Annotated in this window: 19 protein-coding genes; 7 read left to right on the forward strand and 12 right to left on the reverse strand. The window is 69.2% G+C overall.

The genetic code is table 11. The annotated features are described in order from the left end of the window. The first annotated feature begins 43 nt into the window (after positions 1 to 43). On the forward strand, positions 44 to 1,735 hold the full coding sequence (locus V6V47_RS28500) for a family 43 glycosylhydrolase (RefSeq protein WP_334631476.1): 1,692 nt from the start codon (positions 44 to 46) through the stop codon (positions 1,733 to 1,735). A 172-nt stretch (positions 1,736 to 1,907) separates the two neighbouring features. Here V6V47_RS28500 and V6V47_RS28505 read toward each other — a convergent pair whose 3' ends face one another. From V6V47_RS28505 to V6V47_RS28520, 4 genes are all read right to left on the reverse strand, one after another. Continuing rightward, positions 1,908 to 3,077, reverse strand: a complete 1,170-nt coding sequence (locus V6V47_RS28505; RefSeq protein WP_334631478.1) for a hypothetical protein — start codon at positions 3,075 to 3,077, stop codon at positions 1,908 to 1,910. After that, complete coding sequence (locus V6V47_RS28510) at positions 3,074 to 9,154, reverse strand: beta-ketoacyl synthase N-terminal-like domain-containing protein (RefSeq protein ID WP_334631480.1); 6,081 nt, start codon at positions 9,152 to 9,154, stop codon at positions 3,074 to 3,076. Before V6V47_RS28510 ends, V6V47_RS28505 begins: the two co-directional genes overlap by 4 nt. A 271-nt stretch (positions 9,155 to 9,425) precedes the next feature. Further along, complete coding sequence (locus tag V6V47_RS28515) at positions 9,426 to 10,652, reverse strand: hypothetical protein (protein WP_334631482.1); 1,227 nt, start codon at positions 10,650 to 10,652, stop codon at positions 9,426 to 9,428. Positions 10,653 to 10,753: 101 nt separating this feature from the next. Beyond that, complete coding sequence (locus V6V47_RS28520; RefSeq protein ID WP_334631483.1) at positions 10,754 to 11,896, reverse strand: hypothetical protein; 1,143 nt, start codon at positions 11,894 to 11,896, stop codon at positions 10,754 to 10,756. 93 nt (positions 11,897 to 11,989) lie between these two features. Between V6V47_RS28520 and V6V47_RS28525 the strand changes: the two genes are divergently transcribed. Next, positions 11,990 to 12,259: a DUF6959 family protein gene (locus tag V6V47_RS28525; RefSeq protein ID WP_334631484.1), complete on the forward strand. Its 270-nt coding sequence runs from the start codon at positions 11,990 to 11,992 to the stop codon at positions 12,257 to 12,259. 172 nt (positions 12,260 to 12,431) lie between these two features. On the opposite strand, the gene V6V47_RS28530 is transcribed toward V6V47_RS28525, so the two are convergent. Continuing rightward, entirely contained in the window at positions 12,432 to 14,066 is a 1,635-nt protein-coding gene (locus tag V6V47_RS28530; protein WP_334631485.1) for a sugar ABC transporter permease, read from the reverse strand. A 535-nt stretch (positions 14,067 to 14,601) separates the two neighbouring features. Between V6V47_RS28530 and V6V47_RS28535 the strand changes: the two genes are divergently transcribed. Next, the gene (locus V6V47_RS28535; RefSeq protein WP_334631501.1) at positions 14,602 to 15,036 is read left to right on the forward strand and encodes a hypothetical protein; all 435 of its coding nucleotides are present in this window, start codon (positions 14,602 to 14,604) and stop codon (positions 15,034 to 15,036) included. Between the two features lie 131 nt (positions 15,037 to 15,167). Here V6V47_RS28535 and V6V47_RS28540 read toward each other — a convergent pair whose 3' ends face one another. Beyond that, a complete protein-coding gene (locus tag V6V47_RS28540; protein ID WP_334631487.1) occupies positions 15,168 to 15,818 on the reverse strand; it encodes a hypothetical protein in 651 nt (216 codons plus the stop codon). A gap of 215 nt (positions 15,819 to 16,033) precedes the next feature. Here V6V47_RS28540 and V6V47_RS28545 point away from each other — a divergent pair, with 215 nt between their 5' ends. Then, on the forward strand, positions 16,034 to 17,218 hold the full coding sequence (locus V6V47_RS28545) for a HEAT repeat domain-containing protein (protein WP_334631488.1): 1,185 nt from the start codon (positions 16,034 to 16,036) through the stop codon (positions 17,216 to 17,218). Between the two features lie 199 nt (positions 17,219 to 17,417). Here the strand turns inward: V6V47_RS28545 and V6V47_RS28550 are convergent, their stop codons facing one another. From V6V47_RS28550 to V6V47_RS28565, 4 genes are all read right to left on the reverse strand, one after another. Beyond that, positions 17,418 to 17,909, reverse strand: coding sequence for a hypothetical protein (locus V6V47_RS28550; RefSeq protein WP_334631490.1), 492 nt, complete (start codon positions 17,907 to 17,909; stop codon positions 17,418 to 17,420). Positions 17,910 to 18,054: 145 nt separating this feature from the next. Further along, positions 18,055 to 18,366 (reverse strand): NIPSNAP family protein, encoded by a 312-nt coding sequence (locus V6V47_RS28555; protein ID WP_154936452.1) that lies wholly within the window; start codon positions 18,364 to 18,366, stop codon positions 18,055 to 18,057. An 87-nt stretch (positions 18,367 to 18,453) separates the two neighbouring features. Then, on the reverse strand, positions 18,454 to 18,903 hold the full coding sequence (locus V6V47_RS28560; RefSeq protein ID WP_334631491.1) for a DUF6896 domain-containing protein: 450 nt from the start codon (positions 18,901 to 18,903) through the stop codon (positions 18,454 to 18,456). A gap of 143 nt (positions 18,904 to 19,046) precedes the next feature. Continuing rightward, positions 19,047 to 20,258, reverse strand: a complete 1,212-nt coding sequence (locus V6V47_RS28565) for a phospholipase D-like domain-containing protein (RefSeq protein WP_334631492.1) — start codon at positions 20,256 to 20,258, stop codon at positions 19,047 to 19,049. Positions 20,259 to 20,790: 532 nt separating this feature from the next. On the opposite strand from V6V47_RS28565, the gene V6V47_RS28570 reads away from it, so the two are divergent. Next, the gene (locus V6V47_RS28570; protein ID WP_334631494.1) at positions 20,791 to 21,681 is read left to right on the forward strand and encodes a hypothetical protein; all 891 of its coding nucleotides are present in this window, start codon (positions 20,791 to 20,793) and stop codon (positions 21,679 to 21,681) included. Between the two features lie 153 nt (positions 21,682 to 21,834). On the opposite strand, the gene V6V47_RS28575 is transcribed toward V6V47_RS28570, so the two are convergent. Further along, a complete protein-coding gene (locus V6V47_RS28575; protein WP_334631495.1) occupies positions 21,835 to 22,104 on the reverse strand; it encodes a hypothetical protein in 270 nt (89 codons plus the stop codon). Between the two features lie 208 nt (positions 22,105 to 22,312). Here V6V47_RS28575 and V6V47_RS28580 point away from each other — a divergent pair, with 208 nt between their 5' ends. After that, positions 22,313 to 23,575: a prolyl oligopeptidase family serine peptidase gene (locus V6V47_RS28580; RefSeq protein ID WP_334631496.1), complete on the forward strand. Its 1,263-nt coding sequence runs from the start codon at positions 22,313 to 22,315 to the stop codon at positions 23,573 to 23,575. 98 nt (positions 23,576 to 23,673) lie between these two features. Here V6V47_RS28580 and V6V47_RS28585 read toward each other — a convergent pair whose 3' ends face one another. Next, positions 23,674 to 24,219: a GNAT family N-acetyltransferase gene (locus V6V47_RS28585; RefSeq protein ID WP_334631497.1), complete on the reverse strand. Its 546-nt coding sequence runs from the start codon at positions 24,217 to 24,219 to the stop codon at positions 23,674 to 23,676. Positions 24,220 to 24,315: 96 nt separating this feature from the next. Here V6V47_RS28585 and V6V47_RS28590 point away from each other — a divergent pair, with 96 nt between their 5' ends. Next, positions 24,316 to 24,639: a hypothetical protein gene (locus V6V47_RS28590; RefSeq protein ID WP_334631498.1), complete on the forward strand. Its 324-nt coding sequence runs from the start codon at positions 24,316 to 24,318 to the stop codon at positions 24,637 to 24,639. Positions 24,640 to 24,651: the final 12 nt, after the last annotated feature.

Below are 24,651 nucleotides of genomic sequence, written 5' to 3' on the forward strand. Positions count from 1 at the left end.
GGGAGTCGCCACCGCAACCCGCATCGAGCCCTGGAGGAGAGCTATGTCCTGCCTACCGTCCCGCATTGGCCGGCTGTCCGCGCTGGTCGCGGTCGCCCTGAGCCTGATCGCGACACCGGTCGCGGCCCGGGCGGCCGATCCGCCCGCGATCGACAATCAACCGTACGAGAACCGGTCGGTCGTAGTCGGCGCCGGTGACTTCGTGCCGGTCTACGACCCCAGCGTCGGCGAGAACGAGCGCTGGTACTACAACGACCACACGATGGTGCGCGACCGCCGGACCGGCCTGTGGCACGTCTTCGCGATCACCCACGCCGAGCCCGCCAACCCGCTCGACGAGCGGTTCTTCGGCCACGCCACGGCGCCGTCGCCGAGCGGGCCCTGGACAAAGCAGCCGTTCGCGCTGGAGGCCGACCCCGCCGCGGGCGAGAGCCACATCTGGGCGCCGTACGTCCTGTTCCACGGTGGCACCTACTACATGTACTACGCGGGCGGCACCGCGGACCACACCGCCTACCGGATGCAGTTGGCCACGTCGAAGGACCTCACGACCTGGACCCGCCACCCGGCGAACCCCCTGTTCACCGATGGCTTCGACGGCCGGGACCCGATGGTCACCCGCGTCGGCAGCCAGTGGGTGATGTACTACACCGCCAACAGCACGCCGGCGGGTGGAAACCACATCGTCGCCTACCGCACCAGCCGGGACCTGGTGCACTGGGGCGCCCGGCACACCGCCTTCGAACACCCGGCCACCGGCACCTTCGGTGGACCGACCGAATCGCCGTTCGTGGTGCGGCACGGCGGATCGTGGTACCTCTTCGTGTGCTGTGAGAGCGGGTACCAGGACACCCGGGTGTACCGCAGCGACGACCCCTTCCACTTCACGGTCGACCAGTTGGCGGGGCAGATCAACGCGCACGCCGCCGAGGTGGTCAAGGACGATTCCGGCACGGGCGACTGGTACGTCACCGGTGCCGGCTGGGGCCAGGGCGGACTCTGGCTGGCACCGCTGCGCTGGCGGACGCCGGTGGTGACGAAGGGCCGCGTCGTCACCACCCCCTACTACCGTGCCGTCGTCCAGACAGCACCTCGGGCGCGACTGGTCTCCTACGAGGCCGATCCCGCCGGACATGGCGAGTACCGACCGGTCACGGACTCGTCGTCCCGCTCCACGGCGCCCTACCTCGCGGTCGGCGCCTTCGGGCCGACGGATGTGGCGGGCGCCGCGCGGGAGGTGACCGTCTCCGCCGACGGCACCGACCTGAGCCTCAACGGCATTCCCCTCGGCGACGAGCCGGTGACCGTCGACTGGCGGTTCCGGTTCGCCACGGCCACCACGGATCTCAGCTTCGTCTGGCACGTGGCCGGCCAGACCACCGCGCCGGTCTGGGAGGCCGCCTGGAGCCTGGATTCGGCCCTGCCCCGACTCGGCGACCCAGGCCAGCAGGACAGGGACGGCGACGCGGCGGGCTTCACCCGGTGGACGCTCGCCACCGACGACACGACCACGTTGGTGGCCGCGTACCGCACCGGTTCGGCCTGGAACGAGGACAACCGGTGGTTCAACCGCCCCAGCGGAACCACCGCGTGGCAACCGCTGTGGCAGCCCGGCGGACGGTCGCTGCCTCTCGGCGACCTTCCCGGGGGGACCTGGCGGCTCGGGGTGAGTGGAACGGCCGCGGACACGTCGTTCGCCGACGCGCTGGCGGCAGGGCTCAACAGCTCCAGGTAGCGGCCACTCCGGGTGGCGTACCAGTCGGGGGCTCGTCCGGAAGTCTTCACCGACCCTCGGGTGCACGACCCGTGGCCGGCCGCCCTGTCAGCTGGTCCGACGCGCTCTGGCCGCTGGTAGTGACCTACCAGCGGCCAGATCGCCCACGGGGCAGGCTCCACCGGCGCGGATCTCAGTCATTCACCCGGACGAGCGGGAAGTACGCCACCACCTGGTCCTCGGCGTAGGCGTCGACGAGGCCCGGCAGATCGTCGTAGTTCCAGGGCTCGCCGATGGCTCCCGTCGGTGGCATCCAGCCGCGCCGTTCGCCGAACGCCATCGCGTCGACGACCTCGAACCTCCGGGCGTAGTGGGTGTGCACGTGCTGATGACGCTCGATGCACTCGCTCGCCCGCACAAGGCTGGTCTTGAGGCCCTCGCGCCAACCGGCGGTGGTGACCACGCCCTGCCGTGCCAGCGCCTTCAGCGTGGCGCGGAGCAGGGATCCGCCCAGGTAGTCGACGAAGATGGAGACGCCCAGTCCACCGGTCGCGTCCCGGACGGCGGAGAGGAAGATCGCCTCGGAGGCGCGGTACCTGGCGACCTGGTCCGGGTCTGCGGCATCGCGCTCGCCGAAGGCGATATCGGGGAACGCGCGCCGGTCCACCGCCGCCAGGCCCTGTCCCTTCGCGAGGTTCATCCGCTCGTCGTGGGAGGTGATGATGGTGGCCTCCGCGCCCTGTGACGCGGCAAGCGTCAGCTCGGCAAAGGTGGTGCCGCCGCCCCAACCCCAGACGAACGGCACGGGCTGGTCCTCCTTGGTCATCTGCAGACGCCACGTGCCGTACGCGATCCGCCAGTTCGCCCACGCCGTGACGTAGCGGATCGAGAACGCCGCCCACTGTTCAGCGCTGTAGAGCGTGTCTGTCGGCAGCGGCACGAGGCAGGTGCCAGGGATGACGGTGCGTCGGGCGAGCAGACCGACGGTGCCCGGTGCGTCATAGCCGAAAGCCGCACCGTTGACCGGGTAACCGAACCGGTCGGGCCTACAGTTGGCCTGGACCAGGCACAGGTCTCCCTCGCGAAGGGTCTCGTTCGTCTGGAACAGCGGCGGACGCAGCACCCGGACCACGCCACTGTTGCCCAACACCACCTGCTGCTCGCCCCGGGCTCGGGCGATGTCGATCGGGCGTCGCTGCACCGCGTGGTAGCAGTTGCCCTCCCACCCGACGAGCACCGGCTCGACGAGGGCGTCCTCCGGACCGGGTTCGCTCAATGCGACCGTACCGAGGTGCAGCGAGCCGTGTTCCCGGCGGTCGGTAGGGCCAGCGGGCAGAATCCACGCCTGGGTCGTTTCCATCACGATTCACTCCTTGGCAGTGGGGGCAGTGACGCGTCGACGTCGGCGGCGAAGCCGGCCAGCGCGTCGGCGAGGTCCGCGGCGAGTTGCTCGATGCCGTCCTCGGCAACGACGCCGACGGCGTAGGCGAGGACCAGGCGCAGCGCCCCGGACTCACGACGGGCGAACAGGACGATGTCGCGCGAGAGGCTGAACTGCGATTGCCGGGGCAGCAGCTCCACCCGGGCCGGGCCGAGGGTGCGGGGCGGTTCGACCTCCGGCAGGTAGTTCATGGAGACGCGGTACGGCAGGCTGTTGCGGGCCACCTTGTCGAGGTGGGCGTACTGGCTCAACGAGATGCCCTGCTCCTCGTCGGCGACCAGTAACGCGTCGCGGACGGCGGTGAGGGCGTCGCGTCCGGTTCGGAGGCCGGCGACGTCGACGGTGACCAGGTGAGAGGTTGACAGGAAGCCCACCATCCGGTTGAGCTCGGGCCGGTCCCGACCCGAGGCGCTCATCGGCACGCTCAACCGTGGCTGCCCGCCAGCGCGGTGCAGCGCCACCAACAGTGCCGCCAGGATCACCATCGGCATGGTGGTCGACGTGGTGCTGGCCAGTCGTTCGAGCGTGCCGGCGAGGCCGGCGTCGAGGACCCGGGTCACCATGCCTGGCACCAGCGGGCCCTCGGCGCGCCCGACGAACGGCAACTGCGGCGCCGGTGCGTCGGCGAGCCGGGCCCGCCAGTCGGTCAACTCCTGCTCGAGCCTCGGTCCGGCGTACTGCGTCTGCTGCCAGCTGGCGAAGTCCACCAGTCGCAGTGGCTGCGCCGCCAACCCGTCGTCGGTCGTGCCCGCCAGCCGCGCCTCGTACGCCTGGTGCAGGTCGGCGAACAGGATGCCCTGCGACCAGCCGTCGGTGGCGAGGTGGTGCACCACGACGCTCAGCACGTGCCGCTCGATGTCGAGTCGGTGCAGCCGGAACCGGAACATCGGACCGCTGCCGGATGCCACTTCGTCCTCGACGCGGCGCAGCAGGTCCGGCAGGGCGTCTTCGTCGCTGTCCAGCACGGTGAGCACCGGTCCGCGCAGCTCCGTGAGGCGCTGAGCGTCATCGACGATCGTGGTGCGCAGTCCTTCGTGAATGTCGGTCAGCCGCCGCAGCGCCGCCTCGAGCGCGACGACGTCGACCGGTCCGTCGAGACGAAGGTGCTGGGCGATGACGAGGGTGGACTCCTCCGGATCGTCGTCGACCAGTCGCTGCTGGTTGAACGTCAACGGAAACAACGGACCGTCGACGCGTGCGAGCGGCGCGAACGCCGGAGCGGCCTGGTGGTCGGACTCCAGCGCGGCAGTGAGGCCGGCGACGGTCGGGTGGTCGAAGAGCATCCGCAGCGGAATGTCCCGGTCGAGTCGGCTCCGCAGGTCGTACATCATCTGCGCGGCCATGAGCGACGTGCCGCCCAGCTCGAAGAAGGTCGCGTCCCGTGGGACGTCGACGACGCGCAGCACACCCGCGAAAGCCTCGGCGACCGTTCGGCCCACGTCCGCGCTGGTCGTGAGGTCGGTGTCGTCGTCGATGAACCATTGCCGTCGGCGCTCCCACGGCCCGGACGGCAGCGTGGCCACCGGGGCGCGCGGCGGCAGGACCTGCTGAAGGTCGATCGCGGCGCCGTTGGCGTAGAGGGCGCCGAACGCTTCGAGTAGCGCCTCCAGATCGTCCCGGCCACGGTTTAGCGAGCCGATGGCCCGTCCGGTCTTGCCGAACTCGTCGATCGCCTGCTGGATCGGCACCACGAGCGTCGGGTTGGGGCTCAGTTCCAGGAACAGTCGGTGGCCATCGGCGGCGAGCCGTTCGACCGCTGGGTGGAACAGCACGGTGTCGCGAAGGTTGCGGCCCCAGTAGTCGCCGGTCATCTCCTCACCCGTGACGGGCTCGCCGGTGACCGACGAGTACAGGGTGATCTCGGCGGGTTTGGGGCGCAGCTCGGCGAAGCGGGCGGCGACAGCGGCCGCGACGCGGTCGACCACCGGCGAGTGCCCGGCGCCACTGGTGCGCACCGCTCGCGCGAAGACGCCGCGGGCCTCGGTGGCGGCGCGGAACTCGGCGACCGCGTCGCTGTCGCCGGACACGACCGACAGCATCGGGCCGTTGGCCGCGGCGAGGTGCAACCGGCCGTCGTAGGCAGCCAGCTCGGCACGGACGGCCGCGTGGTGCAGGCCCACGACCGCCATCGCGCCCTCGCCGCGGACCGTGGCCAGGAGCTTGGCGCGTACGCAGGTCAGCTCGGCCGCGTCGGCGAGGTTGAGCACCCCTGCGGCGTACGCCGCGGCGACCTCCCCCATGCTGTGGCCGACGATGGCGTCGGGGCGTACCCCGCGGGCGCGCCAGGTGGCGGCGAGCGCGACCTGGATCGCGAACAGCAGCGGCTGTACCACCTCTTCCTCGTCGAGGCGGGCCTCTGGGGCGTCGGCGTGCAACTGCGCCTGCGGGGACCAGTCCAGGTGTGGTCGCAGGTGCGCGGCACAGTCATCGAACGCGACCCGGAAGGCGTTGTCGTGTGTGTACAGCGTCCGGGCCATCCCGACGTGTTGCGCGCCTTGGCCGGGGAAGACGAAGACGACGCGGGGGTCCGCGCCGGCTGGTGCCACGCCGGTGGCGCCGGACGCCGGTCCCAGTGCGAGCCGGCCCGCCATCTCGCTCGTCGACGAGGCGACGACCGCGAGTCGGTGCCCGTGCTGGGTGCGTCGAACGCCTGCGGTGTGACAGATCGAGGCGAGGGACGCGTCCGTGGTGGACAGGTGGCTGGCGAACCGGCGGGCGAGCTCAGTCACCGCCGCCGGTGTGCGGCCGGTGAGCATGAGCAGCTGGGGAGCACTGTCGTCGTGTGGCTGCGCCGGTGCCGGCGCCTCCTGCAGTACGACGTGGGCATTTGTTCCACCGACGCCGAAGTTGTTCACCCCACCGACCCTCGGTGCCCCCGTCGGCGGCCATGGCTCCAGCGCGTCGGGCACCCGAAGTCGGAGAGCGTCCAGGTCGATGTGCGGGTTGGTGACGTCGTGGTGGAGGCTTGCCGGGATCTGTCCGTGGTACAGCGCCAACGCCACCTTGATGAGCCCCGCTACGCCGGCCGCCGACTCGAGGTGGCCGATGTTGGTCTTGACCGAGCCGATCGCGCAGCGCTCACCCTCCGGCAGCAGGCCCTCGAGGGCCATACCGACGGCACCGGCTTCGATGGGGTCACCGAGTGCCGTGCCGGTGCCGTGGGCCTCCACGTAGCGCACCAGGCCAGGGTCGAGGCCCGCGTTGCGGTGGGCCTGGCGGATCACCCGGGCGTGTGCCTGGGGATTCGGTGCGGTGAGTCCGTTGGAGCGGCCGTCCTGGTTGACGGCACTGCCGCGGATCACCGCGTAGACGCGATCGCCGTCGGCCAGAGCGCGGCTCAGCGGCTTGAGCAGCACCAGCCCGGCGCCCTCGCCGCGCACGTAGCCGTTGGCTCGGGCGTCGAACGTGTAGCAGTGCCCGTCGGCCGACAGTGCGCCACTCTGGCAGAGCGCCACGGTGGTCAGCGGGGAGAGCATCAGGTTGACACCGCCGGCGAGTGCGGCGTCGATCTCACCAGCGCGGATCGCCGCGCACGCCTGATGGATCGCCACAAGTGAGGACGAGCATGCGGTGTCGATGGTGAGGCTCGGGCCGCGCAGGTCGAAGGTGTACGAGACCCGGTTCGCGGCCATGCAGGCGACGTTGCCGGTGGCGGCGTACGGGCCGGCGTTGATGCCCGACGCGGCCATGAGCTGTGCGTAGTCACTGGTCGTGAGGCCGACGTAGACACCGGTGGCGGTGCCGGCCAGGTCGGCCGACGGCACGCCCGCATCTTCCATGGCGGACCAGGCCATCTCCAGCAACAGGCGCTGCTGGGGATCCAGGTAGCGAGCCTCGGTCCCGGACAGCCCGAAGAACGTGGCGTCGAAAGCGGCGACGTCGTGGTCGAGGAAGCCACCCCGCCGGGTGTACGTGCGACCTGGTGCCGCGCCGCCGGACTGGTAGTACTCATCGACGTCCCACCGGCTCGCCGGGACGTCCCCGACGGTCTCCAGGCCATCGCGGAGCAGGGACCAGTACTCGGCGGGGCCATCGGCGCCGGGGAAGCGGCACCCGATGCCGACCACGGCCACCGCGTCGGCCGACACCACGACCGCGGACGCACCGTACGGGCCGGCTCCGGCGTCGTCGCCGCCGGACAGGAGGCCGACGAGCGCGTCGACCGTCGGGTGGCCGTACACGTCCGCAGGGGCCACCGGCCGGCCGAGCCACGTGCTCAGCTCCGCGGCGAGCGCCACGACGTCGCGGGACACCAGGCCGAGGTCGCCGAAGGGTTCGGTCGTGCGGACCTCACGAGGCGCTACCTCCAGGACGGCAGCGAGATGCTCGACCAGCCTGGCCCGAACCTCCCCCGCCGATGCCGCTGGTACGGCGACCGGGGCGGGCGCGTGCCGCTGCAGGGTCTCGGCGCCGTAGGAGGTCGCCGTCGCGCGTCGCTGGATCTTGCCGCTGGAGGTCTTGGGAATAGTTCGCGGCCGGACGAGGACGACCTCGTGGACGACGATCTGGTGCTCGCGTGTCACCGCGGCCTGGATGGCAGTGACCGCGGACGGCGTGTGCTCGGCGGTCTCGGCGACCACCACGACCCGCTCCTGCCCGTCGATATCGACGCCGACCGCGGCGACGCAGCCGGGGCGGACCGCCGGATGGCTCTCCTCGACGGTCTGTTCGATGTCCTGCGGGTAGTGGTTGACGCCGTCGATGATGATGACGTCCTTGCGCCGGCCACGGATGTGCAGCCCGGCGGTGTCCAGCACGCCGAGGTCACCGGTGCGCAGGTAGGGTCCGTCGCCGTCAGCCAACCGGGCTCGGAACGTCTCGGTCGTCTCCCGCGAACGCTCCCAGTAGCCCACGGCGTTGCCCGGACCGCGGATCCAGATCTCGCCCAACTCGCCCTCGGGTACCGGCACGGCCTTATCCGGGTCGACCACGAGCACCTGTGTTCCCGGCGCGGGCCGACCGCACGAGGTGGTGTCGGTGGCGAGCCAGTCGCCCGGCTGGGTGGAGGTGACGAACAGGGTCGCCTCGGCCAGGCCGTAGCAGGGGGTCAGCGCCCGCGGATCGAAACCGGCAGGCGCGAACGTGTCGACGAACCTCCGGAGGGTGCCTGCGCGCACGGGTTCGGCGCCGTTGCCGGCCAACCTCCACGACGACAAGTCGAGGCCTGCGATGTCCTCGGCCGAGACCCTGCGGGCGCACATCTGGTAGCCGAAGTTCGGCGCGAGGCTCATCGTGCCGCCGAACCTGCTCAGGGCGCTGAGCCATCGCACGGGGCGCTCGATGAACGCGGCCGGTGGCAGCAGCGTCGCGGTACCGCCGACGAACAACGGATAGAGCAGACCGCCGACCAGACCCATGTCGTGGTAGGCCGGCAGCCAGGACACCATCTGCGCCTCGTCGTGCTGCCAGACGGCGTACTGGTCTCGCAGGTTCTGCGTGAGGTTGTCGTGCGAGACGACCACGCCCTTCGGCACACCCGTCGACCCTGACGTGTATTGCAGGAAGGCGATCTCTGCGTCGACTGCGGCCGACATCCGCCCCGCCGACGCTTCCGCGCCGTGCAGCCAGGTGAGCTCGGCGAACGCGGGATCCAGATCCCGAGCGGTCACCGCGAACGCTGTCTCGGCGGGAGCCGTCAGTACGGCGGCGGCACGGCAGTCGCGCAGCACGCCGAGCATGCGGCGCAGCGCCCGCGGTCGCTGCCGCTCGGTCTCCGGCAGGTACGCCGGCACCGCGACCAAGCCGGCCCAGAGGCAGCCCAGGAACCCGGCGACGAAGTCGAGCCCCGGCGGATACAGCAGCAGGCACCGTGCTCCTACGGGCAGTCGTTCGCCGAGCGTCGCGGCGACCGCGCGTACCTCGTCAAACAGCCTGCCGTACGTCCACTCGACGGTCGGGCCGTCCACGTCACCGTTCGCGAGGAACCGGTAGGCGATCTGCTCCGGCCGTTCTCGGGCGTGGCGGGCAAGAGCGCCAAGGACACCGTCAGACGGATTCATTCCTACTCTCCTGAATTCTTGGTCGCGGCCGATGAGTGGAGGCGGCCGACCCACCGGGCGCGGGGCCGTACCCTCATGCGTCGGTGCAACGACGGATCATGCCGGCGGTCCGCATGGTCGGCGCATGCGCGGCAGCCGTCCGCGCGGGTGCACCGTCGGATCACCCGCGAAGCGCCGAACCGGTTGGGTGTCGCTGCCGTCACCGAGACGGCGGCAGACGGGGTGCCACTGGCACGCGGGCGGCCCGTGGGCGCCCGCGTGCCAGGAGCTGTCAGGTGCCGGCGACCACCACGACCGCGCCGGTCGCCGCTTCGACCCGGTGGATCGGTACGAACCATGACGCGTTGACGGAATTACCGCAGGAATGGCTGCCGACCGCTACGAGATCGTTGGTAGCCGAGGTGCCGGTGTTCCACCGGGTCACCGGGGCTCCGGAGTCACCGCCGAGGGTGGCGCCGTCCTGGGCGTGGCCGGTGTCGGTGTCGACGGCGACCATTCGTTCGCCGCCGCAGTTGCCGTTGATCGACGTCACCCGGCCGTAGACCAGTCCACCGTTTGCCCCGGAGACGTAGACGGCCGAGCCGACAGCAGGCCAATCGGTGTTCTTCCCGGAAACCGGATTCGCGGTCGAGGTGTTCCGTTCACCGAACCACGAGTAGCGGCTGAAGTATTTGCCGCCGAGAGGTGCGAGCATCGCGACGTCCGTGCCCAGGCTCTCGTAGTCCGAGCTGACGCGGACCGCCCAGCCACCCGGGTGCCAGAACTCGTCTCCGTTGGTGCCGCAGTGCCCTGCGGTGGTCACCCAGTTGCTGTTGGTTCCGCCGCGAGTCATCCGGAATCCGGTTGTGCAGGTCGCGTCCGCCGTGGACGGGCTGCCGGTGCTGCCCGCCCAGATCGCGAGGCCGCCGTAGAAAGGTGCCGTGTCCGATCGGCGGCTCTGCGGGGCCGGGCCGGTCCGCGAGACGGTGACCCGGGTCTTGATGCCGGTGGCCCTGTTCGCTGCCGCGGCAAGCTTGTCCGCCTCGCCTGCAGCCTCGATGACGACCTGGTCGGCGAGCTCGTCGAGACGCACCTGATGCACCATCCCGGCCAAATCCCCTGCCCAGCCACGGGAGTCGTTCAAGCTCTTGGTCGCCGCCTCCAAACGAGCCAAGGAGGTGCCGGTCGCCTCGTACCGGATCGGCACGTCACCGGCCAGGGCGCGCAGCGAACTGCCGTGTGCCCGCCACCGCGCGCCCTCCTGGTTCTCGACGTATCTGACGACGAGCTGCCCGGTGGCCTCGTCGAAGAACGTGCTTCCCGAACCCTCCGGGTAAGCGGCGGCCATGTCCTTGAGACGGTGGAACTGCCGGTTTACCGCCTCGGTGTCGATGCCTGCGGCGAAGCCGACGGTGTCGGGTTCCTTCGCCTGCGGTGTGGACGGGCCTGCTTGGGCGGCAGACGTGGTTCCCAGGACGACTACGAATACGCAACTTGCGAACACGGTACGTCTGCGCATGGGGCTCCCTGGTTGAGGATGCGACCGGTTGAGTCACGTCAATACCGTTGCGTCGCACGCTTGCAAGACGCTTGCAGCGCCCATGCGGAGCCGAATCGCGCTCAGAAGATGTTCATGGCGATACCGTTCGTCAACGAGGTCGTGCTCTGCACCCCGTCGATCTTGATTGGGTTGCCGGAAACGTGCTTCACGAAGATCCGCATGATGAAGGTCCGGGTTCCGCAGGTCGGATCGATCGGCACGCCGGTCAGGGCGAAATTCGTGACGTAGTGGTGGGCGTCGTCGCGGATCGTCTTGCGGGAGGTCGCGGTGCTCGTGGTCCGGCACGTGTGGGCGGTCGGATCAAGTTGGACGAACTCGAAACGCACGTCGACCACCGCGTTCGTTCCGCGCGGCTGCTCGTACGCGTCGATGGCGCTCGTGCACGACGCCGTGCCCGTGTAGCAGGTGGTCAGTTCCAGCGTCGCCAGCGCCTGAGCCGAGGTCGCGTTGACGGCGGCGTTCCATTTGTGGACGGGAGTGCCGTCGTTGTAGAACACCCAGGCAGTGGACGTGCCGGCGCCGACGTACGTGCAGGTGCTCGACGTGCCGGTGCTGCTGCAGGCCGGATTCTGCCACCAGCGTGCACCCACTTGGTTGGTGTCGCTCACCTCGAGCCACGTGTCTGACGCCACGGCGGTCAGGTAGTAGTCGTCAAGCGAGGTCGAGGCCGTGTACCCGTACATACCGCAGGTGTAGGTGCCCGCCGAGGGCGCGGTGAAGAGCAGGTCGGCGTAGATCGGCAAGTGCCCGGGCCTGGCGTAGTAGGTGGTGTCCGAGCCCTCGTGGTTCCGCGAGGACGTCGATGTGGTGCCGACGACCACGCCGGCTGAGTTCACACACTTCAGGGTGTTGTTCATCGACACGATCTGCTGCACGCTGCTGGTCGCCTGGAGGCGTCCGCGCACATGTCGGGATTCCCCGGCCGCGACGGTGAAGGTCCTGCTCAGCAAACGCTCCTCGACCCGCGAATGGAAACTGTTCGCGCTGGTCAGCGTCACCCTGGTCACGGGCCCGTCGTCGGCGTGCGCGATGGTCGCTGCGGACATGACGACCGACAGAGCGGTCACTACCACGCTGAGGATCTTTCGCACGTATCGACTCCTGCCAACTAGCCGGTGGGTCCGACCATCGTCACGTGACGCGCTTGCAAACGTCATGCACTCATTGCCGGCTGCCGAGTCACACCAGATCAGCATCTGCACCAGGCAGCCTGACCGGCTGTCTCTACCCGACGGTCACCGGGGTTGGGAGACCCCCCTCGGACAACCTTCGAATGGTGCTGGGATTCTGCTCAGATGAGCCAGGAGCAAGCGCAGGTGCTGTCCCGTGGCACCAACTGTGCCGTCGTACAGCTGCCAGGTAGGGCGTTTCCCGGCGTCCACCTGCAGGGCGATACGATCGCTGCCCTGGTGATGCAACTGGCGGACGCGGCTCGCCTACTGCGCCATGAGCCCGGCGACCGCGCAGCCCTCGACGAGCTGGACGAGGTCGTCGCAGAGGCAGAGCGCCTCCTCGGCTTCTACGAAGCGACGCTCTCGGAGCGAGGGATCCGGCGGCCGTACTGACACGGCCGCCCGGCGGCAGCCAACCTTGAGCACCGTCGGTCGGACGAGCACAGCAGCGATGGGCATCTCACCATCGTCGAGCCACGAGACGTCCCTTAGGGCACGCACGTGTGCTGCCCACCTCAGGAACCGCACGACCGGTTCCTGAGGTGGGCTCGCCGTGAGCAGAGTTTCAGCCCTCGGTACCGGCCGACGTTCCCCTACCGACGCGAATGGCGAGCCGATCCAGGTAGCCGATCTGGAGTGCGGCGAATATCAGCACGAACAACACCAGGAGAGGCAGCGAAAGGGCCAGACCCAGTGGGCCGGGGCCACTGCCCGAGGCGACCGTCTGCTCGGAGAGGAATCGAATCAACAGCGGCGCCGGCATGTGGCGTACGTCCTGCGCCACGAAACTCGCCCAGAGCGGCTGCTGTGCGGTGAACAGCCAGGTCACCAGGAACGTGACGGCGAGCATCGGCAGCGCCGGCAGGATGAGCGTACGGTTCAGCCCACCGCCGGCCTGCCACCTGTCGTGCTGGCCGCGGAAGAGCAGCGTGAAGGCGAACAACGCCGGTACGGACAGCCAGACCGGCGGGATCAGGCCGAGGAACGTGTTGAGCTGCCCGGCGTCGACGGTTCGTTTGAAGCCGGCGATGGCCAACGGGCCGATGCCGACGAACAGCCACGGCGCGAACGGCACCAGGAGCAGCTCGCTCCACCGCCCGAGCGGGCGCAGCGCGCCGATCCCGAAGCCGGCGAGCGCCGCGAGCGCGATCGAGACCAGCGCCGCGATGAGCGGCGGCAACCAGGTGTTGGCGAGCACAGTCGAGGTGCTGATCTCTGCGGGCAGGTCCGTGCCGCCGGAGAACATGCCCCGCAGCCAGGGTGCCAGCGCCCAGCCGAGAATGCCGAGGAAGGCGACCAGCGCGACCGCGGCGAGTCCGATGAAGAGTGGCTGGGTGGCGTTGGTGCCCGTGGCCGCGGGAGCCTGCTTGGGCTCTGTCGCGTGCCGGTCCCGCCAGCCGTCGAACTCGATCCGGAGACCGGTGCCCAGGATGAGCCCGACCGCGCCGAGCCCGAGCAGTCCGAGGAGCGCAAGCAGCAGGGTGGAGGTGGCGGCCCCAACTCCGAACTGCGCCGTGCGGAGCCCGGCTTGCACCGCACCGAGAACCGGGGTCGTGGTGTCACCCTGCGGTCCACCGTCGGTCATTATCGCCGGGGTGGTGTAGATCTGGAGGGCCGCCGCGAGAATGCCCAGGACGAGCAGCCCGCCAACGGCCAGCACGGCGGGCGTCGACCGGCGGCCAGGCTCCCGCCGGCGCAGCGCGCTCAGGTACAGCGTCGCGGCGACCGCGATGACGAGCCCGAACGTCGTCTGGGCCACCACCGAGGTGAGCCATCCCCCAGGGGCTTCCATGTTCTTGGCGAAATCGTCGGACCTGGTGGAGTCGAAGCGCAAGCCAATAAGAATTGCGACCGGGGCATATCCGGCAACCGGCAGAGCGAGCACGCCACGGGTTACCAGACGGGCGACCCGCCCCGCTCGATGGGCGACGACCGCGAGCAGCGGCGCAGCCAATAGCGCCAACGCGAGCGGCACCAGGCCGAGCAGCAGCGCGAAGCCCACCTGCCCGACGATGCTGCTGGTGCCGCTGTCGAAGACGTGCTCGTAGTTCTTGGTGCCGACGGACTCAGCCGGGCGGATCAAATCGTCCCGCTGAAAGCTTTCGAGCACGGTGGACACCGTGGGCAGGACGTACGACCACAGCCAGGCGAGCACCGCCGGGAGCATCAGCGCGAGCCCAATCAGGACCCGCGCCGTCATGCCGAGGCCCGATCGGCGCGGCGGCGACCCGGTCGACACGGGTGCCAATTGAACGGATTCTGGCGGCGGCGCTTGCTGCGACATACTTACCCCGTTGATCGAATCGCGGAAATTGTCCGCGAGGATAGCCGAAGCGGTCCCCTATGGATCTCACTGCAACAGTCGATGACGGGTCCGCCACAGTCGCGCACCACACTGGCCCGATCACCGGGCCGCGTGATTGGGCCGCGGCCCGCATCACCACCACGGGCAACCACATCTGTCCAGCCTCGGTCACGTTCAGCGCCCCGTGCTGATCGTGCGAGAGCGGCCCACTCGTACCCGACCAAGGGATTCGCCATCGCGAGTTCACCCAAGGCGACCCTCACGGGCGCCGCGCCTCGTAGCGGCATGGGCCGATTATCGGCTGGCGATGCTTGCCGTCTGTGAGCCATGGTTGGGCGTGATTGTCGTCCAGCGGGTCCGTGTGCGATGGAGCGCTGCGGGGCGCGGCGCTCCACATGCCGACGCCCGTCGAGGTCTCAACCGCCCAGTGATGCTGCCCGCGCCACTGCCGACCGGTGAAGTCTTCATCCATGACGTACTCGCTGATGAGGCCACTGGCTACGCACGCCGCAGCGAGGTACTGACCGGCGGCGTGGGCATCACCCGCAACCTCGATCTGAGGCTCACCGTCGACGGCTCGGAGGTAGCCGTCGAGCGCCTGCCCGGCAGAGCGGCGTTTCCTCGGGCGAGACTCTCCGCTCGCCTGTTCACCCTCACCCACGAGCAGGTCGGCCGATACAGGGCCAACTTCCGGTTCCGATTCTCCGACTGCGCATGCGACCCCAGCTGGTACTACGAGGACTGGGTGCTCCACGTCAGCAACGGCGGTCATGCCTACGACCGGTTCCTGCGCGGCGAGCCGGACCACGACGTCGACAACCGTGTCCACCTTTACGGCGGCCCCGCGCGCCGAGGTAACCGCTAGCAGGCGCCCATCACACGCGACCGATACCGCCTTGTCCCAGCAGACAAGGCACCGCCGCGCCCCGCACGATGAAGCAAGTCGTGCCAGCCGACAGCCATGCTGATGACGGGTAAGAGAGGGCTCAATCGGGGTTAGTCGGCGCTGGTCCAGGGCCTTCCGACGTCCTCCCGTAGCGCGCTGCTTCCGGGCGGTAGGTCAAGGACGTCGATCAGGCTGGCGTCTTCGTCGACGGCATGGTGCAGGTGTCTGACTTTGCCCGTGCTGCCGTCCGCGGCGGTGGCCCCGATCAGCTGCCAGATTCCGTCGTCCGCATCGTGGCTGATCAGCAGAACAGGTTCGCGGCGTGCGAAGGTCTCAGCGGTCTGGATGCAGGTGGTGCCCAGCAGCCAGTGCCGCATCCACCAGGCGCGCCGATCGTGGCGCATCACGCGGTCGGTGACCCACCAGACAAATGGCAGGTCCTCGTGGGCGCGCGACTGATGCGCGGTCAGGTCGGGACCGCCCTGCGGAACCCGCTCGAACGGCTCGTCGACGAGCGAGAAGGCATGACCACCCTCGTTCGCGAAGATGACCGCGTGGAACGTGCCACCGCCAGGATTGCCGGCACCGATCCCGACGGACAGGCGGGCGACGTGCGGATCCGAGCCGGTACTCCAGCCGAACGCGTACGAGGCCAACTCACCACCCGGCCCCACGAACTCGCCAAACGCACGCCGGGCCATGCCCGTCACGTCGGCCGTCGGCACCTCGACGAGCGCACCTTCCAGCACCTGGATATCCACGCCGGCAAGATAGCTGATCAAGAACGTGGTGCCGCAGGGCAGCCACCGCCTCCGACCATGCCACCTCGGCGGCGATCGTCAGCACAGGCGCCAGGCGACCCTCTGGCGACGCCCCGCTGCTCGGGCCAGGTTCCTGGTCGGCGGCAAGAGCGCGTTGATCATGGGTGCTTGGTGTCTTGTTCCACCGTCGGGTGGTGGTGTGGCATGGTGATCGGATGATCGACAGCCGTGGGGCGTTGGAGGCTGTGGTCCGGCATGCGGTGGAGCTTGAGGACGATTACGACGACATCGCGCCGACCGTCACGGCACTGGCCGCATCCGGGGACACCACCTTGGCACCCCGGCTGCAGGAGGTCCTGGACCGGTTCCTCGACGAGGGGAACTTCTACGGTCGGGACCTGATTGCCGGTGTCCTGGCTGGCATCGAGGGTCCAGCGGCGCTGCCGGTGCTGCTGCGCGCCTCGGCCCGCAATCTCGGGGACGACCAGGACAGTTTGCAGGCCGAGATCGTCGAGCTGCTGCAGACAGACCGGGTAACCAGCAGGTCTGTGGTGCGTGATTTCGCCACGGGTGATACGCCGGAGCTGCGTCGCGTGGGGCTGTGGGCGCTCGGGTTCGTGGTCGAAGCGCAGGATGTCGAGCTGCTGGTCGCGGCCGCGACCGACGCCGACCCGGAGATCAGGTCCATGGCGGTCGGCTCGATCCCTGACCCAGCCGGCGACGACGGCGCATTCGACGCGCTCGTTCTGGCGTTGCATGACCTGAACGAGCAGGTCCGGGTATCGGCCGCGAACAGGCTCGGCTACACCGGCCGGGTTGACGCGGTCGCACCGCTCGTCGCCCTCGCCGCCGACCCGACGCCGCGGGTGCGGGCCATGGTCGCCTACGCACTGGGGCGGCTCGGCAGTCGCGAGGCGACCCCGGCCCTGCAACGACTCCTTCACGACCCCGACCGGCACGTCCGCGAGGACGCTGCGGAAGCCCTCGGCTCGGTCGGAGGGCCAGCGGCGGTCGGCGCGCTGCTGGTGCTGGCTGCCGACCAAGACCCGCAGCTGAGGGTCCAAGCCGCCAAAGCGCTCCCGAAGGCGGCCGACTCGGATCCCCGCGTGGCGCCGCAACTCACGTTGCTGGCGCGAGACGGTGAGGCCGCGGTACGGGCGGCCACCCTCAGCGGACTCGCCAGCGCCAGCGGCAGGCATTCGCACCGGGAGCATCTCCTGGTCGAGTTGGTGGACGACCCGGACCCGATGGTCCGTCAGCGGGTCGCGGTCGTGGCCCGGCTCCTCGCGCCCGACGCTGCCCCGGCCATCCTTCGCCGGTATGCCAACGATCCCGACGAGACCCTGCGCCGACTCGCCGCCACCCAACTCGAGCGACTGACCATCCCCACCGTCCACTGATACGCCCACAGTCGACGATTCGGGCTGACCCCAGCCGCCGGGTAGCGCACCCCTCGACAGTGATCGCGCCGCGCCGCAGGACGATGTCATTCCGGATACCCGAACGAGGGTGGTCGGCCGGCACGCCAGCGGATCAAACTGCTCAAGAGGTAGCCGGGCCAGCGGGTCGGCGACCGCCCAAGCCCCGGGCAACCCAGCCTCAAGTCGGGTTCCCAGCTTCCAGGCGTCTCAGGATCGTCCGGGCCAGCGCCGCGAGCCGGGTGTGCAGGTCGTCGTCGGCCCGCCCACCGAGGTCGTCTTCGAGATGTGCGGCCAGGGCGGCGACCGCCGGGAGTAGGTCGCCCAGCGGGCTCCCGTCGTGTCCCACCACGTAGAGGCGGTGGGCTCCGACCTCGACGGAAATGCTGCGGTCGAGGATCCGCTCGCATGTGTCGGCCGCGATCAGCACCACCGCCGTCGGCAGGTCCGGCTCCGGGAGCCCGAGTTCGGCAGTGACCGCCGCCAGGCGCCGATTCGCGTCATACGCCTGCAGGGTCCGAGCTGATTCGGCCGCGAGCGCCACCACGGCGTCGCCGTCGACGCCGGCCACCAGCAGGTCGCAGGCCAGCATCACCGCGTGGTGCGGGTCGGCGTCGTCGAGCAGCGCGCGGGCCTGTTCGACCCGGAGCCGGCGAAGAAGTGCGTCATTCACGCGCCGAGGCTAAGGGACGCCTCGCAACCGATGCGACCTTGCGGCGCGGAGGGCTGGGCAGGACGCCTGGGTGACCTAGGTCGCCTACCCGCTTTCAGGCAGGCGATGGGCGTGGCCGATCGTCGCGGCAGGTGGGAGAACGCGCTCAATCAGTTGGCAGGAGCGGGCGCATGAACGTTCGCTCGTACCGCACCACACAACCCGAGTCGTCGCGGATGCTGTCAGCCGCGACGAACTCCGGGTCATTGCCGAACCGCGCCCGGTAACGCTCGTACGCTGCCAGGCTCTCGAAACTGAACAGCGCCTCGGCTTGGTCGCTGGCACCCTCGGCGGGCAGGAAGTAGCCGTGGTGCACACCACCGTGCTTGGCCACTAGTCGCATCCACGCACGAGCGAAGCGTTCAAACGCCTCGATCTGCGCGGGGTTGATGGTGTAATGCACGACGCAGGTGATCATGACGCCACCATAGGGGGCCGGCGCCTACTCATCTCGGCACGACCACGCGGTCAACGGCTACCTCTGCTGGTGCCGCCGAAACCTGGTTCAGCTGACCGACGGGTGGCTGTGGTCAGCAAGCGCGTACCAGCGGCCGTCGACAACCTCACGCAGGTAGCCGTCCCTGGCGAGAGAAACGCACGCTGAATTGATTTCCTCATCGCTGCACGCGGCCTGATCCGCCTTGTCGAGAAACCTGCGGATCCGCCAAGCGTCGAATGCTTCCACTCCATCGCCGAGCGCAGGATCGGGTATCACGTCGACGTCGACCTCTCGGCCATCAGATGCAACCATCGAACATCCCGCCCCGTGGACCGTGTACTCAATTCCGCTGCTTGTGACATCTTGGCGGGGAAGCTCCCGCCGCGAGCGGACCGCAGCTTGCAGGTCGGCGATGTCTTCGATCGGGGAGAGGTCGGCGAGCAGCCGTGTGCGCACCTCACACAGTGCCGCAGCGAAACGTCGGACCGCGCCGACTGGTGAGGGGTCCTCAATCATGCACCCGAGTATGGGTGCTCGTGCCTGCGGACGTACGGCTGGCTGTCTTGTCATGACCGCACGCCGGTGCTGGGCCGCGCGGTGCAGAGCGGTGCCGGCATCGCGTCGGCACCGCCCTGCATCCTCGTCCCGTACTCCCCGGCTCAGCCGCCGGCGACCGCGCCGACCTTCCACAGCCGCGCGAAGTTGGCGGCGTACGCCTCGACGATGCTGCGTTGGGAGAGCTCGACCATCGCCTCGTCGTTGCGCCGCAGCGAGGTGGCGTTGAAGTTGTGGCTGCCGGTCATCACCCAGCCCCGGCCGGAGCCGGGGCCGGTCGGGTCGCTGACGACCATGTACTTGGAGTGGATGCGGCCGGCGGGAGTCGACCCATCGAGCACCCGGCGTTCGATGCCGGCGGCGTCGAGCGCGGTGGTGACCGTATCTTCGGCCAGACCGTGCACGACGCGCACCTGGCAACCCGCAGCCTTCAGCTTGGCGAGCTCTTCGACGATGGCGAGCCGGGTGCCATCCCATTCGGACTGACCAATTTCCACCCTGGTGCGGCCCTTGGTCTTGCACTTGACCTGGTGGAGCCGCTGGGCGATCGGGTCCCGGTCGGCAACCGGATAGAACTGGGCGGTCACCTGGCCGCCCCGCATTCCGGTGGAGATGGTGGTGTCGTAGTCGGGGTTCTGGACCTCGGCGGCAAGGTCGTCGAAGTACTTGCCGTATCCGGCGAAGAGCTTGCTGTTACCGGGCAGCACGACGAGGTTGTTCCAGTAGCTGGTGGAGTTGACGTCGGTAATGTTGTTCGAGGCCTGCACGACAACGTCGCGCTTGCCGCCGGTCCTGGCGAAGAGCGCGAACTTGTTGTGCATCCCCTTGGTGCCCTGGCAGGACGTGGTGTTGCCTTCCGGGCTCAGGTGGCTGCAGACGTGCACCCACGAGGTGGCCGATTCGTCGGTGCCGAGGGTGCGGATCAGCTCTGCGGCGGCGGGGTTGTCGATCTGGTAGCCGTCCATGACCATGCGTACCTCGACGCCTCGGTGGTGAGCGTCGAGCAGCACCGCTGCGTAGTCGGCGCCGGCGTCGCCCGAGACGACGAACTCGGCGATCTCGATCGAGGACCCGACCGCGGCTTGCTTGATCAGTGAGCAGATGCGTTCCACGACGGCGGTCGGAGTGCCCGCGACCGGGTCGTTGAAGACGGCGCTGGTCGTGACCGGCACCTTGCCGGCGTTATGGCAGGCGCTGCGAGCGGGCTCGTTGAGGGCGGCCTGGGCGGCGGGGACGGCCGCCATCTGCGTACACAGGGCGGCCAGGGCGCTGATACCAGCGAGCGCGAAGGGGCGGAGAGAACGGACTCGGTGCATTCAGTAGCTCCTACGCTGGCACATCATGCGCGAACACAAAAACGCTCGGCGCCGATTGATCGGTGAATTGATTATCGCGAGCCGTTGCCGAAGTCGACAGTCGTTCAGCCAGCCGCCCAGCCGTCGGCTCGCCGCGCAATCCTAGATTTGGACCGGCCGTCGCGTCGACAACCAGAGTGTTAAGCCAATACATCCGTCAGAACCCGAATACGGAAACAGCGTGTTACTTCAACTGGGGCATCCAGCGTCGCCGCCCCGGTCACCTCGGCAACACCGCACCGGGACAGCTACGAACGCCTCAACGCGGCAGAGCCCCGATCGCCTGCCACGACCTGCACAACGGACACGGCCCGTCCGCGTCGACCTACCTCGCAGCAGCCGTGGGGCCGACCAGGTACACCGCACCGGCGGGCCAGCGTCCTCGCGTCGAAGGGAACTCTCTGCGCACCCAGAGTCCTTACCAGCCGTTGGTAGGAACAGGTGGATCTGCAACTCGCTACGCAGGACTCAGAGGTTGGCCGGAGGAGTCGAGGTGGTACGACAGGGTTACGTCGCGACGCTGGTCGTGATGGGTGTGCTCCTCGCCGGATGCAACCGGCAGAGCTACCCGGCGCCCAAGAACCCGGGACCGATCTCGGGGACCACAGGGTCTGTGGCGCCGTTGGCACCGGAGTTATTGATCGGCTCCTGGACGATCGTCGACGTCGCCGACCCCGGCGCGGGCACGATCCTGCGCCTCGCAGACCGTGATCTGGACCTGATCGGCAGCCGTTGCGGCACTCTGGGCGGATCCTGGCGGGCCAGCAGCGACGGCACGTTCCTCGCGGATATCTTCACGGCTTCCGGTGCCGCGGTCGAAGGCATCCCCGGCTGCGCGAAGGCCAGTCAGGAAACCCCCGAATGGCTGCGCCGCGTCACCGCCTACCAGTTCGACAGCGCAGGGCTACCAGTACTCCTGGACGCGCGAGCGCAACCGGTCGCCCGGCTGATCCCCGGGGCGACACCGACTCCCGAGCCCGACAAGGCCGACGACCTACTGGAACCGCCGGTGGTCACCGACGAGGCCCGCCGGGCCCTGACACCAGCGGTCGCCCTACCGGCGACGCTCGTTCCGGTGGACCGACATCGGCTGGCCGGTCGCTGGGTGCCCCTGACCGGGCACAAGGCCGCGTACGTGGAGTTCACGCCCGACGGTGAGTGGCGCGGATCCGACGGCTGCAATGACGAGAGCGGTCGGTGGATCACCGCTGCCCGTGGCACGCTGCTCACCACCGCGAGAGGAGTCACGGCGATGTTCTGCGCCGACAGCGTGCCGGTCGGCGGATGGCTCCTAACGGCCAGACGAGCAGGTCTCGACGGTCAGGTCCTGGTGCTCCTCGACGCCCGAGGCGGGGAGACAGGTCGCCTGGTCCCCACGAAGTGAAGCCGTTCTGTCGAACTCCGCTGCTGCCGGACGCCGTGTAGCCGGGCGACCCGCTGACTTCGTCGGCGCACTGGCCCGTGCCGCCGCGACCAAGGCGATCGTTGCGGTTACCCGCGCAGCTCCAACGGCAGCCTCGCCCGCCGCGGGCGCGGCTTATCCCTCGGCAGTGGGTCGGTTGTGCACCACGAGCTCATCGATCTCCAACCTGCCGACGCGCAGCTCCCGCACGACCGCCCGGCGGATAGCTAGACGCCCGATGACCAGCACCCCGACGGCCACGGCCCCCACGGCCAGCGCCCCTACGGCAAGGGCGCCGAGCGAGGCCGCTCCCGCAGCCCGCGCACCTGTCGCCACCGCGCCCGTCGCCACCGCGCCGTTGACGCGCGTCCCGGTCGACCGCATCAGGCGTCCCTCTCGCTTCATCTCCCCATTGTCCGCGTACCGGCGGCCGGCCGCTCCCCACAGATCCGGATGTCACCCCTCCGACCTGTCCCCACCCGTAACGCCGCGCCGGTTGGGAGGACGACGTCGGACGTAGTCACCCCTGGCGGCACCGGTTGCCCGCGGATCTGTGCGGCGTTAGGTTGAAACTTGTCGATGAACATCTGCATCGCAAGGTACGGGGGCTCGCATGGCCACGTCTGTCACTCGCCGCAGCGTCCTGGCCGGCAGCGCCGGTGCCGCCCTCGGCTTGGCGCTGCCCGGCCCCGCCCACGCCGGTGGCCTCCACCCCACCAGCGTGAGCTTCACCCTCGACGCGAAAACGCTCGACGGCGGTGAGCAGGTCACCTCGGTCACCCTCGACACCAGCCGGCTCGGGCCGATCGACCCCGCCGGGCTCTCCCCCGGCACGTTCGGCGTGCATGCCAAGGCCAGCAGCCCGATCCCGATCGCTCCGGGCGATCTGATCTTCAGCGAGTACGACCTGGACCGCACGGTGACGGCGGCCCGGCTGGACCGGCACGGAAACATCGTGCTGGAGCTGAGCCACGCCGAAGGTCAACTTGGCGGTGGCACCCTGGGCTACATCGTGAGCAGGGGCCGTAACGTCCGGCTGGACCTCGTCTACACCATCAGGCAGAACACCCCGCTCGCCCGGCGCCACGGCCCGCCGGTCACCATCACGCAATTCGTGCAGGGGCGGCTGTCGAACCCCGAGGTGGACGCCTTCAGCCACCACGTCTCGGGCTCGGGCATGAAGTACCGGTTGTACTCCCCGGAGCGTTCGCCCCGCCACGGTCGGCGGCCGCTGATCCTCTGGCTGCACGGCGGCGGCGAGGGTGCCTCACTGACCGACGGCTACTACGACAACGAGACCACGCTGCGCGCCAACCGCGGCGCACTGGGCTTCGCCACCCCGGAGGCTCAACGGATCTTCTCCGGCGCGTACGTCGTCGCTCCGCAGAGCACCTCCTACTGGATGGAGGACGGCCCCCGGTTCGCGCCGCTGATCCGCGAGATCGTCCTGGACCTCGTACGCCGCAAGCGTGTCGACCCTGACCGGATCTACCTGGCAGGTTGCAGCAACGGCGGCTACATGTCCCTGGAGATGACCGTCGTCTATCCCGACCTGTTCGCGGCGTCGGTGCCGATCTGCGGCGTCGTCGAGCCGCTCGGCGGGGAGGGCCCGCCACTGATCACCGACGCAGAGCTGGCGGGGATCCACACCCCGACCTGGCTGGTCACCTCACGCGACGACGACACCGTGCCACCCGAGACCAACACGGTCCACGCCCACGACCTCATCCCGGGATCACTGATCACCCTGTACGACCATGTCGTCTGGAACGGCTACCAGTTCCCCGGTCACTGGTCCTGGATCTACGTGGCCCGCAACGACCCGAGCCTCAACGGCACCCACATCTGGCAGTGGATGGCCCGCCGTCGTCGCTGATCCGCTGTCCGGGGTCAGGTGAGCGCGCCGCGCGTGCGGCACCGGCTGGCATGGATCACTGCTTGTCGGCGGCCCCGGTCCTGCTGCGAATATCTGTCTTACAGCTCCATCGCGTAGACCCGGACCTGGCGGCCAGTGTCTGGCTGCACGGTTTCCCGCTCCAGCGACATGCCCAGCTTGACCATTACCCGCGCGGACGCCTCGTTGCCGACGACGTGGATGCTGACCAGCCGCCGCAGGCCGAGCTCGTCACGAGCGTGGGCGACAACCGCTTGGGCCGCCTCGGTGGCTAGGCCCCGACCCCAGTACGCGCGGCCGAGCCGCCAACCAATCTCCACAGCCGGCATGATCTCGGGCAGGAAGGTCGGCACCGCCAGCCCAGTGAAACCAGCCAGCTCGCCGGTCTCTTTGACCTCCACCGCGTAGAGGCCGAAGCCGTGCTCGTCCCAGTGCCGCTGATAGTTGGCCAGCCGCTCCGCGGTCCCGGCCCGGTCCAGAGTGCGGCCATCATGGATGTAGCGCATCACCTCGGGCTGCGCGTTGACTGCGGCGAAGCCGTCCAGATCATCGCGTTGCCAGCGGCGTAAGAGCAGCCGCCGAGTCTCCAGGGACGTGGCATCAAGGGAGCTTGTCAGGTCATGCACATACTCTTCGTAGCATTTCGGCGCACCCGACGCCATGGATCATCCAGGCACCGTCCGGCTCGAGGCGGTCCAGCGCCGTAGGCGAGTATCAGATTCGTGGAGATCGTGGAGCAGTTCGTGCTGGGCAAGTCCGGAGATCCGCACGTCTGCGAGGACTCGATCGTCGTGACCGCCGAGCATGCGGCTGTCATTGACGGCGCCACGGATGTGAGTGGTCGGCGCTACGGGAGCGCGGCGGGTGGATGGTGGGCCATGGCGGCTTGCCGGGACGCCGTGCGGCAACTGCCGCATGGCGTTGACCCGCATCGGGCGGTTGCGGCCATGACCTCGGAGCTGGCGGCTGTCAACGCCGCCCCAACCCTGACCACCGTGGTCCGGCTGAAACTGGACCACCTCGGTTGGTTGATCTTTAGTCGTTAGTCTTATTTGCTG

This window comes from Micromonospora sp. CPCC 205539 (assembly GCF_036906815.1).
Classification (GTDB): domain Bacteria; phylum Actinomycetota; class Actinomycetes; order Mycobacteriales; family Micromonosporaceae; genus Micromonospora.